Raw genomic sequence first — 16,721 nt, 5'->3', positions numbered from 1 at the left:
TGGTAGTCCACCGCCACGCCCTGCCCGCACGTCGAAAGGCACCACCCCACGACCACAGAGCAGCCAGAGGCCGGCAGGCGATCACGCCGCCGCGTAGCTGGCCCGGAACAGATCCTGCGCCCGCTCCACGTCCTTCGGCGTACGCAGCTGCACCTCCAGATCACCCGTACCGTGGTGACCGAGACCGGACACGTCACGGGTGAAGCCCGGAATGAGGTCGACGTTCTTCGGATCAGCCTTCAGGTAGACCAGCAGCTTGCTGCGCTGCGGCGGGCAGAGGCAAGCAAAGTTACGCAGCCGCTGATACGCCCGGTACTGCTTACGCTCGACACGGTTCACACCGTCCCCGAGCCCGAGCAGGACCTCGTCGACCACGCCCGCCAACTCCACCATCGACGCGCCCTGGACGTCGGCCGCCGCCCGGGCAACCGCCGGGTGACGCGCCCAGCGGCCCACCTGCATGCCGCCGCTCACAGACGCCACGGTCTCAAGCCCGAGCAGGTCGCTGCCGAAAAGACGGTAGCGGACCAGGTCGATCGACCGCCGGTGCTCACGCACGGCATGCACGTCATAACGCGTGAAGTCGCCGGCGATACAGATCAGCCGCGGTCCGCTCCACAGGACCTGGGCCGCGGCCTTCACCCCGAGCCGGTCGCGGACCAGGTGCTCGAACTCAGCGCGATGGTCCATCAGCCACGCCAGGTAGAACAAGCCCTGGTGGATCACCCCTGCATCAGTCGCACGTTTGTACTCAACGATGACCGGCGAACCGTTCTCGTCCAGCCCGAGCGAATCGACCCGACCCCCGTGAACCGGCCCCGTGCCGTACTCGCTCGCCAGGAACCGCACCCCCAGCAGCGTCTCCATGTGCGCTTCGACGAGACCCTGCACATCTGCCTCGACCTCAGCAAGCCGCGGCGTAACCTCGGTCACCCCGCCCTTCATTATATCCGTGCGGAACAGCTTCAGGCCCGACACCTTCCCCTCCTCGGCTCAGAGATCATCAACGCCGAGGGGTGCGGGATTGTTTCCGCGAGAGGCTACGGAGGCGCGAAGATTTGACGTTGTGCGGCATCCGCACGGTCACACCCGGTGTGGTCATGCCCGCGGGGAAACGGACACAGATGCCAGGGGCATGTTGGCAGGAGTACGTGTTCCATGTACGCGAGCGCCGCCGCACGGACGTCCCCCAACGCGCGGAGAGCCGCCCCGGCCCCGTCCCCTTCTGCTCGGGAGCCACTCGCGTGAACGTGACCTCACCAGGTGACGGGCAGTTCGTGGAGACCGTAGATGACCGCGTCGGTCTTGAACGGCAGTGTCTCCGGGGCGGTGGCGAGGCGCAGGGTGGGTACACGGCGGAAGAGCGTCTCGAAGAGGACCCGCAACTCCATACGGGCCAGCGGCTGGCCGATGCACTGGTGGGCGCCGTAACCGAAGGCCAGGTGGCGATGGCTCGCGCGCCGGATGTCGATGCCGTCGAGGTCACCGGTGTGGGATTCGGGGTCGCGGTCGGCGATGTCGATGGCCAGGACGATGCCCTCCCCCGCCCGTACGACCTCACCGGCCAACTCGATGTTTTCCGATGCCACTCGGAGGATCCCGGTCTGGATGATGCTGAGGTACCGCAGGAGTTCCTCCACGGCCGCGGCCGTTGTTCCCGGATCGTCGGACTGGCGCAACAGGGCGAGCTGGTCCGGATGTTGCAGCAGGGCGAGGATGCCGAGCGCGACCATGTTGGCGGTGGTGTCGAAGCCCGCGAACAGCAGGAGCGCGCCCATCTCGGCCGCCTCGGCACGGGTCAACTCCCCGGCCTGGATGGGTCCGACGAGCCCGGACAGCAGATCGTCGGCGGGCTCAGTCATCTTGCGGCCCACCAGGGCGTCGAGGTAGGCATGCAGTCGGCCCATGGCCGCGACGCGTTCCTCCAGCGGGGTGTTCCTGCCGAGGATGAGGCTGCCGTTGCGCTGGAACTCGACGTGTTCGTCGTACGGCACGCCGAGCAGTTCGCAGATCACCAGCGAGGGCAGGGGTCGCGCGAGGGTCTCCACCAGGTCGGCCGGGTTGGGCCCGGCCAGCATGTCGTCGATCAGGCCGTCGACGAGCCTCTGGATGACCGGCCGCCGCATCTCCATCCGCCTGGCGGTGAACGGCGCCTGCACCATCCGCCGCAGCCGGGCGTGTTCGGGGTCGTCCATCTGCGCGAAGCCCGCGGTGCGCTTGCCGTTGGTGGGGACCGGCGCCGGGAAACCGGGACGTGTGACGTCCGCGCTCACTCGCGGATCGACCAGGAGGGAGCGGATCTCGGCATATCTGGTCACCATCCACGCGACGTTGCCGTTCCACAGCCGGATTCTGGTGAGGGGCCCCTCCTGCTGCTTCGCCCGCAGGACCGGGGCGGGGTCGAGAGGACAGGCCGCCGCCCGGACCATCGGGTACGCGGGGATGTCGGCCTGGTGTTCGTCCGCGGCGATAGATGCGTCCGTCACGTCGGTCTCGCTTCCGGCTCGGTGTCACCACGGCCTCCGACCGGCCCCGGACGAGTCGTCGGGCAGCTCGCCGGGCTACTCGTCAGGCACCCGGTCCGATCAGCCGGTGACACGGATCATCAGGGGCTTTCCGTACCGGATTCTGCCTCGCGCACTACCGGCCAATCCATGTCCACGGTACGCAAATCGCCAAGCCTGAGGGCTTGTTGACCTTTTCGGGTCGTGTTTTTGCCCAGGCACGGGGACATCCGGCTCCCGGCCCGCGCTGTCGGCGCGGACCGGGAGCCGGATGTCCTCAACCCTCAACCCTTGGTCCTCGGTCCTCAACTCGCGGCGGCCGGTACCGGCTTCCGGCCGCGGACGGTCTTCTTCACGGCCTCGGCCGGTGCGGCGACGGTACGCCGGAGGCTCTTGAGGCCGATGGCGACGGCGGCCGTGGTCAGGACGCCCGCGGCGACGGCGACGGCGAACAAGAACGGCTTGCCCATGTGGCCGACGGAGAGGAACCCGCCGAACGGCACGGAGACCGTCGTGGAGAACTGCATGACCAGGGATCCGGCGACGCCACCGCCCAGCATGGAGGCGGGGATCATCCGCAGGGGGTCGGCGAGGACGAAGGGGATCGCCCCCTCGGGGAGGGAGACCAGGCCGAACAGCCAGGAGCATTTGCCGTAGTCGCGTTCCGCCTGAGTGAACACCTTGCCGCGCACGAGACCGGCGAGCGAGAGGCCCAGGGCGGGGACCGCGCCGGCCGCCATCACCGCCGCCATGATGGACATGTTGAGCTCGCTGAAGTTCGCCGGGGTGTTACCGCCCACGCCTGTCATGGCGAAGGAGACGGCCGCCTTGCTCAGCGGCCCGCCGAAGTCGGAGCAGACCATCAGCCCGAGCACCAGGCCGAGCAGCAAGGGGTACTTGAACTGCAGGACGATCATCGGGTGCTCCATGGCCCCGAGCAGCATGTTGAAGAGCGTTCCGCACACGGCGACGGCCACGGCCGCGGAAGCCGCGCCCGCCAGCACAGGAGAGAGTACGGAGCGGGTGAGGCCGGGCAGCTTCGGCGGAGCCGGGACGCGTCGCAGCAGGACGGTGACCGCACCCGCGACCGCTCCGGCGACGAGGCCGAGGGGAATGCCGCCCTGGGTCACGATGACAGCGATGCCGCCGATGACGGCGGGAGCCACTCCCTGCCGTCCCGCGATGCCGTAGGCGAGGTAGCCGGCCACGGCCACGGGAAGGCCCGACAGGGTGGTGGAACCGGCCTGGAGGCTCAGCGCGCCCCAGGTCGAGAATGCGAACCAGTCACCGGAGTTCAGTGCCTGTGTGACGTCGTCGGTGACGCCGGGACCGACGACGGCGAGGGCAAGGCCGAACAGCAGGGCCGCCACCCCGACGACAGGACCGAAGTACGGGACGCTGGACGCCAGCCAGGCGCCGAGCCTGACGCCGATGTGTCGGCCCTGGGCTCCGCCCTGGTTCATGGGCGTGGCCGGGTAGCCGGCGCTGGTACGGGATGGGGACATTGCGGGGCTCCAGGGCGGTTGCGCGACACGGCTCCGTGATGTTCGGGGCCGCTGCTGTGAGGTCTGTGCGAGGGGTGCCGGGGCGGATGCCGCCGTCCGGACTTGTCGACGCGGCGGGGCGGGGCCGGCACGCGGGAGTCCGTTGCGCGGCGGGGCGTCCGCCACGGGGGCGATGCCGGTCGCCCGGAACGCGACCGTGGGGCCGGAGCCCGGCGGCGTCCGCCGGGCTCCGCCAGGCGCGAACGCCGTCAACGGTCGTGGTTATCTCGTCTTGAGACGGAGGTGCAGCCCGTCACGGATCGCAGTCCACTTCACGGCGATCATCTGGAAGTCATCGCAGCACATATCACCGACGCCGCCCGAGTTCAGGCCGACGATGAAGGCGGCGGCACCGGTCTTGTCCGTCGTGTAGACAGGGGCGCCGGAGTCACCAGGCTGGGTGATCCTGCCGTTGTTGTAGTAGGGCCAGTTGTTTCCACCTCGGACGAAGGTGAAAGCGCGTGACATGGTAATGCAGACGTCTGTGCCGCCGTAGCAGGTACTGAAGTTGGTGTTCTGGATGGGGTGGCCGCAGTGGTTGAACGTCCTGGCGCCGCTCACGCACACCTTCTTGCCCTTGGTGGCGGTGTCCTCACCGTGGACGAACAGCGAGCTGCTGCTGGTCTCTGTCCCACCGTCCCACAGCCACGACTGGTAGTTCTGGTTCGCGGTGGGGGCGATGATTTCCGTGTCGTAGTTGGTGTAGCGTCCATCGATTTTCCCCAGCAACGCCCCGGCCTGCCAGGAGGACGAGCGTACCCAGACCCTGGACAGGACGTTGTAGCAGTGCGCTGATGTCAGCGTGAGCATGTCGGCAGTCACTGCGTGCTGCACGGCGAAACCGGAGGTACAACCCTTGTTGTTGGATCCGACGATGGCGGTCCCACCCCAGGTCCCGAAGCCGGTGAAGCGGCTCTGGGGCTCGAAACGGGACTGCTTGATCGTGACCGAGTTCCCGTACTTGGCGCGCAGTCCCTTGACAGCGGACAGGGGAGCATCGGTCCGGACGATCATCTTGTCCGAGTCGGCGTCGTAGCTGGTGCTGACGCTGTATGTGTGGGCCTTGCTGGCCCACTTGCGGTCCGTCACCGTCTTGTCGATCGCGGTCATCGCCTTCTGCGTCAGCCGGCTCGTCTTCACCGGGACATCGACGTTGTCGGGAAGCGCCGCCTCGACCTTGGCCTTCTCCGCGGCGGAGGTGCCGGCCGGGAGTCGCAGAACGGGGTCGGCCCCCTTAGAGTCCGTGGAGATCCCGAGTGCGGAGTACTTCTCCGAGACCTGGTTGATGCGCTTCCACTGGCCCTGCGTCGGCACCGTCCGGACGGTGGCGGACGAGGAGACGGAGGAACCCGCCTGCGGGGCGACGGTCGCGGCGACCGCCGAGGTGGCGGGGATCGCCAGCGTCCCGGCCAGGATGCCGGCACTCGCCGCCACCACCCCGGCCAGTCGCGCGCGTCTCGATACTGATCTCATTTCGCTTCTTTCTGTCTGCTGCGAGGTGGACCGAACCGGATGCGCCGCGGTGTCGTCCGGAGGGGAGATTCGTCCGCGCAGGTCAGGTGCGTGCCCATGCCAGAGGCGACGTCCGTGACCCGCACGGAGCGCAGTCCGACACGCTCCGGCGACGGCCTTCCCCACCTGGGCGGGCAGTCGCGGAGACGCGGCGGGTCGCAAGCGTTCGTAGACGCCCGGCGCGGTCCGGGGTATGCGGAAGCAAGCATGGGCGCGGGGAGCGGCCCGGGAACATGGGTGTTTTTGCGTATTTGCGGTTCGCCGACCCCCGCGGAACGACAACACGCAGGTGAGACCGGGTGCCCGGGGCCGAAAGCCCGTCCGGCCGACATGGTGTCACCCTGCTCCGCGCCGCACCGGGGGGCAGCCCTACCCGCCCGAGGCGCCCTGCGGCACCAGGGCGACCGGCCCACCGCCCGTCGACCACGAACCCCTCGCCACCTGTGCGAACAAGGGCGGGACCGTTGAATTCAGGGCCTGCTCGGTGGGGTGGTCGCCGACGTACGACGTCCATCATTGATACACAATTCAACGAACCCTTGGTACCCACCGCGTGCGAATGCGTAAAAACGCCCATGGCGCCGACGGAGTCCCCACCTCGACGATTGCTGCCATGACGCGCACCGAGGCGGAACCGGCCCGCCACAGCGACGGCCCCGGGCCGGGACACCGCTCACCCGACCCACGGCTTCACCTTCGCGACGCCTCGCCAGAGGACGTCGACCGGGCGACGAACCCTTCTCGGTGACAGCCCACGCGAAGCCCTCACCGGCACCCGCCACCCCGCATCCCGCGACGGCCCAGAAGACCCGTTCGCCCGGTCCTTGGCATTCCCCGGAATCCGCGAGCGCGACTCGACGCAGGAAAGACCCTGCGCTCGGGGTGAAGTGCAGTCACGTCAGATCGCTCCAGAAATCCCCTGCGCCCCGTCCAAGCGCCAGGTGAAATCGCATACGGGCGCACGGCCGACCAAAAAAGGTATGGAAAATGCGAAGAAGAATGCCCCGGAAGCTCCTCCTGGGCGCCGTCCTGTCCGCCTCGCTCATGCTGGGCGCCGCCGCCCCGTCCTACGCGCAGATCGCCCCCTTCGACGCGGGCATCAGCAACGACGACTGGCAGCTGGTCACAGAGATCGGCGAACTCAACAACGCCCTCCTGGAATACGTCGACGACAACAGCCAGGTCACCCTGGTCTTCACGGGCGGAAAGGTTCCCGACACCTGGGTCTACCCCGACGGATTCACGGGATTCGCCAACCCCGACATCGTGCTCACCGGCGAGTACAGCCAGTTCGCCACCAACGATGAGGTCGACTCGATCAAGGGGGACGCGATTGACAAGATCAAGGCCGGCGGCTACAACGCCATCGCCGAGTACAACGCGGACACGGACAAGGTGGACGTCGTCACCAAGGCGCCGACGTCGGTCACCGACCCGCTGGTCTCCACCTACGACAGCAAGATCAACATCGTGGCCGGCAGCCCCGGGATCAGCTCGGCGGACTGGGCGCTGATCGACGAGATCGCCGAGGCCAACGGCGCCCTCACCTCGTACGTCGACACCGACGGCCAGGTCACGCTGGTGTTCACGGGCGGAAAGGTTCCCGACACCTGGACGTACCCGGACGGGTTCACCGGCTTCTCCGACCCCGACATCGTGCTCACCGGCGAGTACAGCCAGTTCGCCACCAACGACGAGGTCGACTCGATCGAGAGCGACGTGATGACGCAGATACAGACCGCCGGGTACAGCTCCAGCGCGGTCTACAACCCCCTCACGGACGTGGTGGACGTGACCACGTCGGCGCCGTCGTCGGTCACCGGCCCGCTGGCCACGACCTACGACAGCAAGGTCAACTTCATCGCGGGTGATGTCGCTGCGTCCTCCGGCGGCGCGAAGGACCAGGGGAAGAAGAAGGAGACCGCGAAGGAGAAGGCGGCCAAGGAACGGGCGGCGAAGAAGAAGGCTGCCAAGGAGCGGGCGGCGAAGAAGAAGGCCAAGGCAAAGGCAGCAAAGAAGGCAGCGAAGAAGGCCACCAGGGGGAAGGCGGCGAAGAAGACCACGAAGAAGGCGACCGTCGCCCACAAGGCGGGCACGAAGTTCGTCATCCCGCTGCCGTAGGCGAAGTAGGGCGGTCAGTACCTCGCCCGACGGTGTGGTGAAGGCAGGCCGACAATTACGGGGGTCGGCAGGTCCGGGCCGATCGCGTCACGGATGCCCGGCTGTGCTGCGCACAGCGCGGCCGGGCATCAGGCGTGAGTGGGCCCAGGTCCGTGCGAGTGGGCATGGGTTGCGGGCGAGCACGACGGGTATGAGGTGGCCCCCTTGTCCGCCACATGCCTTCGCCGCCGAGCCACCCTCACCGAGGGACTGGCCGCATAGATCGTCTCCACGCTGCGAGGGGAACCGACAATGCACGGCTCCCCCAGGGCCAGGGCGAAGGCTGACGCCCGCGACCCAGTGAAGGCTTCATACGTGCCGTTGCGCCAGCCGTGCCGTCCGACTCCGCTGCTCTGTCGCTAACTCCCACGCGAGGCAACCCGCCTGACCGGCCCGAGCTGCGGCGCCGCCGTACGACAGACGTGGCGGACGCGGAGTGGGCGGCCTCCCGGCAGCTACCGATGGCGTGATCGGCATGAGGATGATCACCCTCTCCTCCGCACTTACGCCCGGTTTCGCATACTTAAAGTAAGGACATCCTGATGTTTCGAGACCTGCCGAAAGGTTCCCCGATGAAGATCCGCTACGGCCTCTCCGCCGGCACCGCCCTTGCCGCGGCGGGGCTGGCTCTGAGCACGACCGTGGTTCCCGCCTCAGCCGCCACCAACGGCCTCGCCCACCTCATGGTGAAGACTGACGGCCGCTCGGTCTACGTCAGCACCTCGACACGGTTCGGCGAGCCCCTCACGATCTGCCGGCCGCTGAGCGCGGGCTCAGGCTGGAAGGACGGACGTCAGGATCTCATCCTGGGCGCAAAGGTGAAGCTGATCACCTTCTCCAGCCCGGACTGCACATTCGGATACCTCGTCTCCCGCGACTTCACGGTGCCGTCCGAGAGCAGCAACAAGAACTTCTGGGCCGACCTGACCTGAGTGGAGTCGGGAAGCGACACGGTGGCTGACGCTTCGGTTTCGGTCCCGCCCCGCCCTGTTGTCGGTGGTCTCCGAAAGAGGTCTGGATCAATACCAGTGCCAGGGCCACAGAGGATCACCGTTGTCGTCACAGTGGCGTTGCCCTACTGCCACCGGCCGTCAGGGCTGGGGCAGTAGGGCCCGCTGGCCCGACGGGCCGACATCACCGCCAGATGTTCGAGCCCTGTCCGCAGAGCGGCGCTTCGCCGGCCGCCCCGGAAGGTGAGCCGCTCGGCCTGCGCGGCGAACGTCGCCTGCGGACAGGACGTTCACGGCAGCGGCACTGCCTCACCTGTAGGACTCCAGTTCGTTCGGGTCCGCGGTGAACTGGTAGCCGTCCGCACGGGTGTAGATCACCGGAGGCCACCCTTTCTTCGTGGTGATGTCGCGCATCATCGCCACCCCGACTGCACCTGGCTGCGGGTCAGTTCGGTGGCCCGCATCAGCTGCGGCGTGTGCAGGCCCGCCCGGCGGGCCTGATTGGGTGCCTTCCAGATCGCTTCCGCGTGCTCGCGTCCCGCATCTCCCCGGTGCCGCGACCGGGGCATTCCTACTCATCCCGCAGGAGTTTCGCGAGCTCCTCGTCGACGTCGACCTGCCCGTGTCCACGGCGGTGAGGATCCACTCGCAGGTGGCGCGGGCACGGTCGACGTTGCGGTGCACGGTCTCGCGTTCGTCGTCGGAGAAGGGCCGCTGGCCCCGACCAGGTCCAGGAACTCCAGCGCATGGTTGATCCGGCGCACGGTCGGCTCGAACGGCTCCGGCTCACCGGTGTTCCGCCTCATGCATCTCACGCAGCTGGCGGGCCTGCTCGACCTGGGCATGGTTGACCTGATGACGGGCCGTGTCATCCCGCATCGCCTTGAACGCCACCTCCGGCCGGCGCAGCAGATCCATCGCCACCTTCAAGGCGACCTGCTCGTCGGCGACCAGGTCGCGCACGGCCTCCACCTTCTCCTGCACCGTTTCCGGGCCCGGCCCGCGCTAGCCGCCCCGCTGCCGGGTCGTCTCCGGCGTCCACCGTCGCTTCCCGGTCCGCTCGTCCAGCGGCGGATTCTTGATCACCGCCCACCGCTCCTCCGGATCCGAGATCGCCGCCAGGACCTGGTGCGTGCTGAAGGCCACCCCCGCGCACCGGTGCCGTTCCGGGAACCGGCTGGCCACCCACCGGTACTCCTTGATCGTGTTGTGGGGACGTTGGTGTCCTCCGACAACCGGTGCAGCCACGCCGACACCCCGAACAGGTCGTCCCCGACGGACCGCCCACCGTGCTCCTGCATCGGGACCACTTCGAGGGCGCCGTCACCGATCATGAACTGGCACTTCGCCATCGTGTCGACGGCCTCACGCAGCCTCTCCACGATCTGCTCGTACCGCGCGACGCTGACGTTGCCGACCTGCTCCGTACTGGGCACCATGCCCACCCCCTGCCAGGCCGGAGCACGGCCCCGCGGCCGTGAAGAAGGGGAACTCCGGCCCGCCCGGTACCGGCAGAATCCGCCCACCAGGCCGCACCGCGTAGGCGTGCAGCCGCGGTGTGCGGAGCACCCGAAAGCTCTCCGCAAAGCCCGTTGCCGGGCCACTGAGAGCGGAGAGGTTCATGAGTGCCGAGCCCGCCCCCGTGACGCATGTACGAGATCGACGGAGGTTCAAAGATGGTCTCTGAAAGCGATCCAGAACTCACTTCCAGAGACCGCCGGCAACCCACCGCTACGGCAGATCCAATCGTGGCACCACGACAGGGGACAGAATTTTCGGCCTGTCCCCTGTCGAGTCCGCGCTAGGGACAGATGCCCCGGCCACAGGAACGGTGGAGCGTCTGTGGACGCGCTGCTCCTACGCCTCCCGGAGCCGGGCACACTTTCACGATGCCGGATCGCCTTCACCGGCATCGTCCACACGTCCGCCTACGGCGGCGGCCTGGGCCGCGCCGGGACGCCGGCGGCGGCGGGGAGCCTGGTGCGGCGAACCACCCGCCACCGGCACATCGGGTGAGATACCCGTCACGCCCATGGCTAGTGGGATTTCACCCGGACACAGGGCTATTGTTCGACTCCTAAAGTCACAGCTATGCAAGGGCGCTTGCTGTGTTCGAAGCTCGGAATTGAACGCGAGGGCCACCACGCCAACCGGCGATTGTCCCTGCCCGATGCGTTGTCGCGTGCGACCGGCACACGGCAGACCCACTATCCGCGGCCTTCGGGCATGGGGGCCATGCCGATGGCCCGTTCGGTGCCCGTCCGGGGCTGCCGGAGAGGAGCAGGGCATGGCTGTCGGGGTCCTGAAGACAGGAAACCTGCCCGAGGCTTTCACGGAGTTCGTCGGCCGCCGGTCAGAGGTCGACGACGTCCGCCGGCTCCTGGAGAACAAGCGGCTGGTGACCCTTACCGGAGCAGGCGGTATCGGCAAGACGCGGCTGGCGCTCGTGGTGGCCGCCTCGGTCGTGGAGGCGTTCCCGGACGGCGTGTGGCTGGTGGATCTGGCGGCGGCGCGGGTGCCCGCGACGGAGAGTGCGGGGGCGGGCACCGTGGCGACCGCGGTGGCGATGGCGCTCGGCGTGCCGGACCTGGGCACCAGACCCGTCCTGGAGCAGCTGACGACACGTCTGGCCGGGCACCGGGCACTGATCGTGCTCGACAACTGCGAGGAACAGGTGCACGCGTGCGGCGAGTTGACCGATGCGCTCCTGTCCGCCGCCGGACAGCTCCGAGTGCTGACGACCAGTCGGCAGGCGCTCGGCATCGTCGGCGAACACCTTTACACCGTCCCGTCCCTGAGGCTGGACGAGGCGGTCGAGCTGCTCAGGGTCAGGACCACGGCCTTGCGACCGGACATCCGACTGCCGCACGCCGCGGACAATGCGGCCACCCGGCTCTGCGCCGACCTGGACGGGATACCGCTGGCGATCGAGCTGGCCGCGTCGAGGCTGCGGACACTCACCGTGGAACAGCTGTCGGAGCGGCTCGCCAACCGCTTCGCCCTGCTGACCGGCGGCAGCAGGACCGCGCTCCCCCGGCACCGCACCCTGCGCGCGACGGTCGAGTGGAGCCACGAGTTGTGCTCGCCGAAGGAGCGTCTGCTGTGGGCCCGGCTGTCGGTCTTCGCGGGGTGCTTCGCCCTGGAGGCGGCCGAGGGCGTCTGCTCGGGCGACGGCCTGGAGTCACACGACGTACTCGACCTACTGAGCGGCCTGATCAGCCAGTCCGTCGTGCTGACCACCGAGGCCGAAGGACTACCGCGCTACCGCCTGCTGGAGACCATACGCCAGTACGGCAGGGAGCGGCTCGTCGCGTCCGGTGAGGAGGAAACCCTGCGGCTGCGCCACCGCGACTTCCACATCGCCGCCGCCCAGCACGTCACCGACCACTGGTACGGGCCGGGCCAGCAGCAGGCTCTGGCTCGGCTGCGCGCCGATCACACCGATCTGCTGGCGGCCCTGGACTATCCCGGGGACGCACAGGCGACACTGGTTCTCGCCGGATCGCTCTGCCATCACTGGTGTCTCGGCGGCTTCCTCCGCGAGGGCCACCACCGGCTCGAGAGGGCGCTTGCCGCGGCGCCCGAGCCCACCCCGGCTCGCACGCGGGCGCTGCTGGCCATGGCCATGACGCAGCTGCTGCTCGGCGAACCCGTGGCGGCCCACCGACGGCTGGACGAGGCCGAGGAACTGGGCGCCGCGCTGGGCGACCCGACGGTGCGTCCGGAGGTTCTGCACCAGCGGGGAACGCTGGTCTGGGTGTTCCGGAACGAGCCGAAGCAAGCTGCGGCGCTGCTGGAGCAGGCGGTGGCCGACAACACCGGGCTGGGCCAGGAGTCCCACAACGCCATGCCGCTGTTCCAGCTGGGCTTCGTACAGCTCATGTGCGGTGATCCGCGTGCCACTGCGACCGCCGTGCGAGCGCTGGCCGTCGCCGAGAAGTACGGCGACCAGCGGGGCCACGCACACGCACTCTGGGCCATGAGCACCGCCGCCTCCCTGCGCGGCGAGGTGTGGGAGGCCGTGGAGCACCTGCGCAGCGCGCTGGAGATCCAGCAGGGCTTCGCGGACTACATGGCGTGCGCGTTCATGCTGGAGGATCTCGCCGTGGCGACCGCCGCCTGCCGTGACCACGAGCGGGCGGCCCGCCAGCTGGGGGCCGCTGATGCGGTGTGGCGGGACATAGGCGTCACCGCCTCCGCGTTCCCGCAGCTGATGGATCGTCATACCCGCTGCGAGGAGGAGATCGTCCGGGCCGTGGGCACGGGCGTGTACGAGGAGGCGTTCGCGGCGGGCAGAGCCGCCAAGAACCGCGCCGAGGCCGTCGCGCTGGCCCTTGACATCGTTATCGCCCCCGCAGCGACTGCCGCTTCCGAGGGGCAGAACCCGCTCAGCCCCCGGGAGCGGGAGGTCGCCGAGCTGGTAGCCCAGGGGATGAGCAACAAGCAGATCGCCACGCGACTGGTCCTGTCCCCACGTACCGTCGACCGCCACATCGATAACATCCGCACGAAGCTCTGCCTCTTCCGCCGAACCCAGATAGCCGCCTGGTGGGCGACCAACCAACCCGCCGCGGCACTCACCGACCGGGATACCGGCGCCCCCCTGGTGTGAACGGCGCCGTACGCGATTGCCGCACACTTCCGCACTCGAGGCAGGACGATCATTACGCGTCGGCTCTCGATCGCCCAGCAAAGCGGACGTTCACACGCAACCGGACCGATACGGCTGATGGGGTAGCTGGGTGGCGCGCATTCCCCCCTGCCGGGGTTTTCCACGTCGGGGAGAGCGGCGAACAGCCGGCCAACGGGACCTCGACGTGATCCGAGGCCGCAGTCGGAGCGGACCTGACCGGCGATCGTCAGAAAGCATGAGAGAAGAAGTACTCAGTCACGGTGTGTAGCCCCCTGGACCTGAGACACCCAACGAGTGAGCAACTCCTGCTGCGTCCTGGCGTTCTCCCGGAGGACACCTGTGACGGCGAACCCGCGCAGCAGGGCGAGCAGGGTCTCCAGATCGTCACGTTCGAGATGGAGACCGCCTGATCCAGCCGAGGCCCCACTGAGGGCCGAGCGCAGCTGTCGCCCGAACTCGCGCTCGGCGGGGATCAGTTCCTCCCGGAGGGCGGGGTCGGTGCGTGCGGCCATCCACAGTTCGAGACCCGCGGTGAACAGGGGCCCGGACATGAACCGGTACATCACGGCCACGAGGGCTTCGACGCCGGTCGGAGCGTCCGCGCCGCGCATCATCTCTTCGAGCTCTCGCAGTTGGCCCTCGGCGACGTGGTGCACGGCGGCGGCGAGCAGCTCCTGCATGGACGCGAAGTGATGGGTGAGCGATCCGCGGGACACCCCCGCGCGGGCCTGGACGCGTTGCATGGTCGTGCTGGCGTAACCATCGTCGACGAGAGTCCTGACCGTCGCGTCCAACAGGGCGGTGCGGGTCGACAGCCATCGTTGCTGACGTCTCTTGCTTGTTTCCACCCTTCATAGTCTAATCAGACCGACCGAACGGTCTGTTTCAGGGAGGGCTCATGGTTCTGGCCGCTGATCTGGTGCGCGGCGCGCCGCGCGAAGAGCGGTGGTCTTCGGCGACCGCTCGCTGTCCTTCACAGAGGTGGACGTGGCGGCGAACCGCTTCGCGAACGTCCTGCTGGGCGCCGGAATGTCGAAGGGCGACCAGCTCGGCATGCTGATAGACAACGGCCTGTGGTCGGTCTCCCTTGACTTCGCCTGCCTCAAGTCGGGCATCGTGCGGGTCCCGCTGAATCCCCGGCTCTCGGCCACCGAGCGCCGCCGCATGATGACGGGCACCGGCACGAAGTGGCTGCTCCACGACGCGGATCTCACCGGGGAAGCCACCGAACTGGCCGCGAGCCTGAACGGCCTGAACACCATCGGGCTGGAGGGGCCGGGCGCGGGAGGTGGGATCGACCTCCTCAGCGCGGCCGAGTCCGCCGACGCCTCGGACCCCGCGGTGCAGTTGGACGAGTCGGATCCGATGCTGCTGCTGCACACCTCGGGCACCACCGGAGTCCTGAAGGCCGCGACACACACGCAAGGCTCCTACGCCGCGATCACCGCGAACATCCTGGCGGACTTTCTGTCACCGGCACCGGATTCGGTCATGCTGCATGCTGCTTCGCTGATCCACGCCAGCGGCACCTTCGTGCTCCCCTACTGGACCCGCGGTGGCACGGCCGTCGTATTGCCCCGGTTCGAGCCGGCGACGCTTGTCGAGGCGATCGCAAACCACCGCGCCACGGAAATCAACCTGGGGCCGACGATGCTGGCGATGCTGTTCGCGAGCGACACCCTGGAGGCCGCCGACGTCTCCTCGCTACGTACGGTCGTCTACGGCGCCAGTCCGATGCCCAGGCCCCTCCTGGAACGCGCCATCGGTCTGTGGGGCCCGATCTTCAAGCAGTACTACGGCCAGACCGAGGTACCGCTGGCCATCACGGTCCTCAATGAGAGCGACCATCTCGATCCCTGGCTCGCCGGATCCTGCGGTCAGCCCTCGGTCGACATGGCCGTCCGGCTGACGGACGAGAAGGGAGTGCCCGTCCCGCCAGGGGAGACGGGCGAAGTGCAGGTCAAGTCGGCCAGCCAGATGGCCGGTTACCACGAGGCGCCAGAGCTGAACACCGAGATGATCACGACAGAGAGCTGGATCCGCACCCGGGACATGGCCTACGCCGACGACCGCAGCTACCTCTTCCTCGTCGATCGGCGCAGCGACATGATCATCACGGGTGGCTACAACGTGTACCCGCGAGAGGTGGAAGACACCATCGCCGAACACCCCGCGGTAGCCGAATGCGCTGTCGTGGGTGCCCCGGACCCGCTCTGGGGTGAGGCCGTCACCGCGTTCGTCCACCTCCGAAAGGGGCACTCCGCCACAGAGGACGAACTGAGACACCTGGTCCGGTCCCGCCTGGCCGGCTACAAGGTGCCGAAGAGAATCGAGTTCACCGGCGAACTGCCGAAGTCCCCGGTCGGCAAGATTCTTCGCCGCGCGCTGCGTGAACCACTGTGGGAGGGGCGGGTATGACCGGCTCCAAGCACGCCTACGAGTCGATCCGGGTAGAGACACGGGACCGCGTCACCACCGTCATCATGGACCGGGCGGAGCGACGCAACGCCGTCGACGGACCCATGGCGGCCGAGCTGGCCCACGCCTTCCGCGCCTTCGACGCCGACCCCGACGCCGACGCCGCGGTGCTGTGGGGCGCTGGGGGCCACTTCTGCGCCGGAGCCGATCTGAAGGGCGTGAACACGGACCGCGGAAACGTCGTGCGCATGACCGGCGACGGCCCCATGGGACCGACCCGGCTCCAGCTCAGCAAGCCCGTCATCGCCGCGGTCGAGGGATACGCCGTCGCGGGCGGCCTGGAGCTGGCCGTCTGGTGCGACCTGCGGGTGGCCGCCGCCGACGCGACCTTCGGCGTCTTCTGCCGCCGCTGGGGAGTACCGCTCATCGACGGCGGCACCGTGCGGCTCCCCCGGCTGATCGGGACGAGCCGTGCCCTGGACATGATCCTCACAGGACGCCCCGTCGACGCCCGGGAGGCCGCCGACTTCGGCCTGGCCAACCGGGTCGTCGATCCGGGCACCGCGCGAAGCGAGGCCGAGACACTGGCCCGGCGGATCTCCCGCTTCCCGCAGACCTGCCTGCGCAACGACCGACGGTCCGTCCACGTCCAGGAGGCACTGTCGGAAGCGGACGCCCTGCGCTTCGAGACAGCCGTCGGTCTGGAGTCGCTGCGGTCGGACGGCCACTCGGGAGCCGTCCGGTTCACCGACGGCGCCGGCCGGCACGGCACCTTCGACTGAACTGCGACGGGCATGCGTGGCCCCGCCCGACGCAGCGCGGCAAGGGCCCTACGCGGCACCGCCGTTGGCCCACGCACGTCCCTCGGTCCCGAACACGCGCACTCGCTTCTGAGCTCATGTCTGGCCGTACGCCACACGGCCGAACCGGAGCTCGCGGCCTCCCTTCCCCACGGCACCCCGCTCCCGCGCCAAGACGCACTCGGCGCCGTCGGACAGCC

General features: G+C 68.6%; 11 protein-coding genes and 2 pseudogenes. 7 read left to right on the top strand and 6 right to left on the bottom strand.

Going from position 1 to position 16,721, the window contains the following annotated elements:
• Positions 1 to 81 precede the first annotated feature (81 nt).
• The 4 genes from ACZ7MG_RS00925 to ACZ7MG_RS00910 all read right to left on the bottom strand — a co-directional run bounded on the left by ACZ7MG_RS00925 (position 82) and on the right by ACZ7MG_RS00910 (position 5,521).
• Positions 82 to 978, bottom strand: coding sequence for a DUF5655 domain-containing protein (locus tag ACZ7MG_RS00925; protein ID WP_471386291.1), 897 nt, complete (start codon positions 976 to 978; stop codon positions 82 to 84).
• Between the two features lie 278 nt (positions 979 to 1,256).
• A complete protein-coding gene (locus ACZ7MG_RS00920) occupies positions 1,257 to 2,486 on the bottom strand; it encodes a cytochrome P450 (RefSeq protein WP_471386294.1) in 1,230 nt (409 codons plus the stop codon).
• A 323-nt stretch (positions 2,487 to 2,809) separates the two neighbouring features.
• Entirely contained in the window at positions 2,810 to 4,009 is a 1,200-nt protein-coding gene (locus ACZ7MG_RS00915; RefSeq protein WP_471386297.1) for a PTS fructose transporter subunit IIC, read from the bottom strand.
• Between the two features lie 261 nt (positions 4,010 to 4,270).
• The gene (locus ACZ7MG_RS00910) at positions 4,271 to 5,521 is read right to left on the bottom strand and encodes a chymotrypsin family serine protease (protein WP_471386300.1); all 1,251 of its coding nucleotides are present in this window, start codon (positions 5,519 to 5,521) and stop codon (positions 4,271 to 4,273) included.
• Positions 5,522 to 6,547: 1,026 nt separating this feature from the next.
• On the opposite strand from ACZ7MG_RS00910, the gene ACZ7MG_RS00905 reads away from it, so the two are divergent.
• Together ACZ7MG_RS00905 and ACZ7MG_RS00900 are read left to right on the top strand one after the other, a co-directional pair.
• On the top strand, positions 6,548 to 7,681 hold the full coding sequence (locus tag ACZ7MG_RS00905; protein WP_471386302.1) for a hypothetical protein: 1,134 nt from the start codon (positions 6,548 to 6,550) through the stop codon (positions 7,679 to 7,681).
• A 611-nt stretch (positions 7,682 to 8,292) separates the two neighbouring features.
• On the top strand, positions 8,293 to 8,652 hold the full coding sequence (locus ACZ7MG_RS00900; RefSeq protein ID WP_471386304.1) for a hypothetical protein: 360 nt from the start codon (positions 8,293 to 8,295) through the stop codon (positions 8,650 to 8,652).
• Between the two features lie 690 nt (positions 8,653 to 9,342).
• Here the strand turns inward: ACZ7MG_RS00900 and ACZ7MG_RS00895 are convergent.
• A pseudogene (locus ACZ7MG_RS00895) lies at positions 9,343 to 9,816 on the bottom strand (DUF6192 family protein); the annotation flags it as partial.
• A gap of 696 nt (positions 9,817 to 10,512) precedes the next feature.
• Here ACZ7MG_RS00895 and ACZ7MG_RS00890 point away from each other — a divergent pair.
• Both ACZ7MG_RS00890 and ACZ7MG_RS00885 read left to right on the top strand, forming a co-directional pair.
• Complete coding sequence (locus ACZ7MG_RS00890) at positions 10,513 to 10,686, top strand: hypothetical protein (protein ID WP_471386306.1); 174 nt, start codon at positions 10,513 to 10,515, stop codon at positions 10,684 to 10,686.
• 271 nt (positions 10,687 to 10,957) lie between these two features.
• Positions 10,958 to 13,282: an ATP-binding protein gene (locus ACZ7MG_RS00885; RefSeq protein WP_471386307.1), complete on the top strand. Its 2,325-nt coding sequence runs from the start codon at positions 10,958 to 10,960 to the stop codon at positions 13,280 to 13,282.
• Between the two features lie 272 nt (positions 13,283 to 13,554).
• Here the strand turns inward: ACZ7MG_RS00885 and ACZ7MG_RS00880 are convergent, their stop codons facing one another.
• Positions 13,555 to 14,151: a TetR/AcrR family transcriptional regulator gene (locus tag ACZ7MG_RS00880; RefSeq protein ID WP_471386309.1), complete on the bottom strand. Its 597-nt coding sequence runs from the start codon at positions 14,149 to 14,151 to the stop codon at positions 13,555 to 13,557.
• 85 nt (positions 14,152 to 14,236) lie between these two features.
• On the opposite strand from ACZ7MG_RS00880, the pseudogene ACZ7MG_RS00875 reads away from it, so the two are divergent.
• From ACZ7MG_RS00875 to ACZ7MG_RS00865, 3 genes and pseudogenes are all read left to right on the top strand, one after another.
• Positions 14,237 to 15,283: pseudogene (locus ACZ7MG_RS00875) on the top strand (AMP-binding protein); the annotation flags it as partial.
• Positions 15,281 to 15,721 carry an AMP-binding enzyme gene (locus tag ACZ7MG_RS00870; protein WP_471946112.1) on the top strand — a complete coding sequence of 147 codons (441 nt, stop codon included), beginning with the start codon at positions 15,281 to 15,283 and terminating at the stop codon, positions 15,719 to 15,721. The pseudogene ACZ7MG_RS00875 and the gene ACZ7MG_RS00870, both read left to right, overlap by 3 nt.
• Positions 15,718 to 16,503, top strand: coding sequence for a crotonase/enoyl-CoA hydratase family protein (locus ACZ7MG_RS00865; RefSeq protein WP_471386311.1), 786 nt, complete (start codon positions 15,718 to 15,720; stop codon positions 16,501 to 16,503). The genes ACZ7MG_RS00870 and ACZ7MG_RS00865 overlap by 4 nt, the downstream gene beginning before the upstream one ends.
• Positions 16,504 to 16,721 lie beyond the last annotated feature (218 nt).

Source organism: Streptomyces sp. NPDC107538 (genome assembly GCF_055657445.1).
The sequence above is the reverse complement of the archived record's forward strand: the minus strand, read 5'-3'. Positions and strand labels throughout refer to the sequence as shown.

Bases quoted from the DNA above. Each gene is read 5' to 3' on its own strand.
- ACZ7MG_RS00870 (WP_471946112.1), top strand. From the start codon at position 15,281: ATGGCCGGTTACCACGAGGCGCCAGAGCTGAACACCGAGATGATCACG.
- ACZ7MG_RS00910 (WP_471386300.1), bottom strand. From the start codon at position 5,521: ATGAGATCAGTATCGAGACGCGCGCGACTGGCCGGGGTGGTGGCGGCG.
- ACZ7MG_RS00900 (WP_471386304.1), top strand. From the start codon at position 8,293: ATGAAGATCCGCTACGGCCTCTCCGCCGGCACCGCCCTTGCCGCGGCG.
- ACZ7MG_RS00915 (WP_471386297.1), bottom strand. From the start codon at position 4,009: ATGTCCCCATCCCGTACCAGCGCCGGCTACCCGGCCACGCCCATGAAC.
- ACZ7MG_RS00865 (WP_471386311.1), top strand. From the start codon at position 15,718: ATGACCGGCTCCAAGCACGCCTACGAGTCGATCCGGGTAGAGACACGG.
- ACZ7MG_RS00905 (WP_471386302.1), top strand. From the start codon at position 6,548: ATGCGAAGAAGAATGCCCCGGAAGCTCCTCCTGGGCGCCGTCCTGTCC.
- ACZ7MG_RS00885 (WP_471386307.1), top strand. From the start codon at position 10,958: ATGGCTGTCGGGGTCCTGAAGACAGGAAACCTGCCCGAGGCTTTCACG.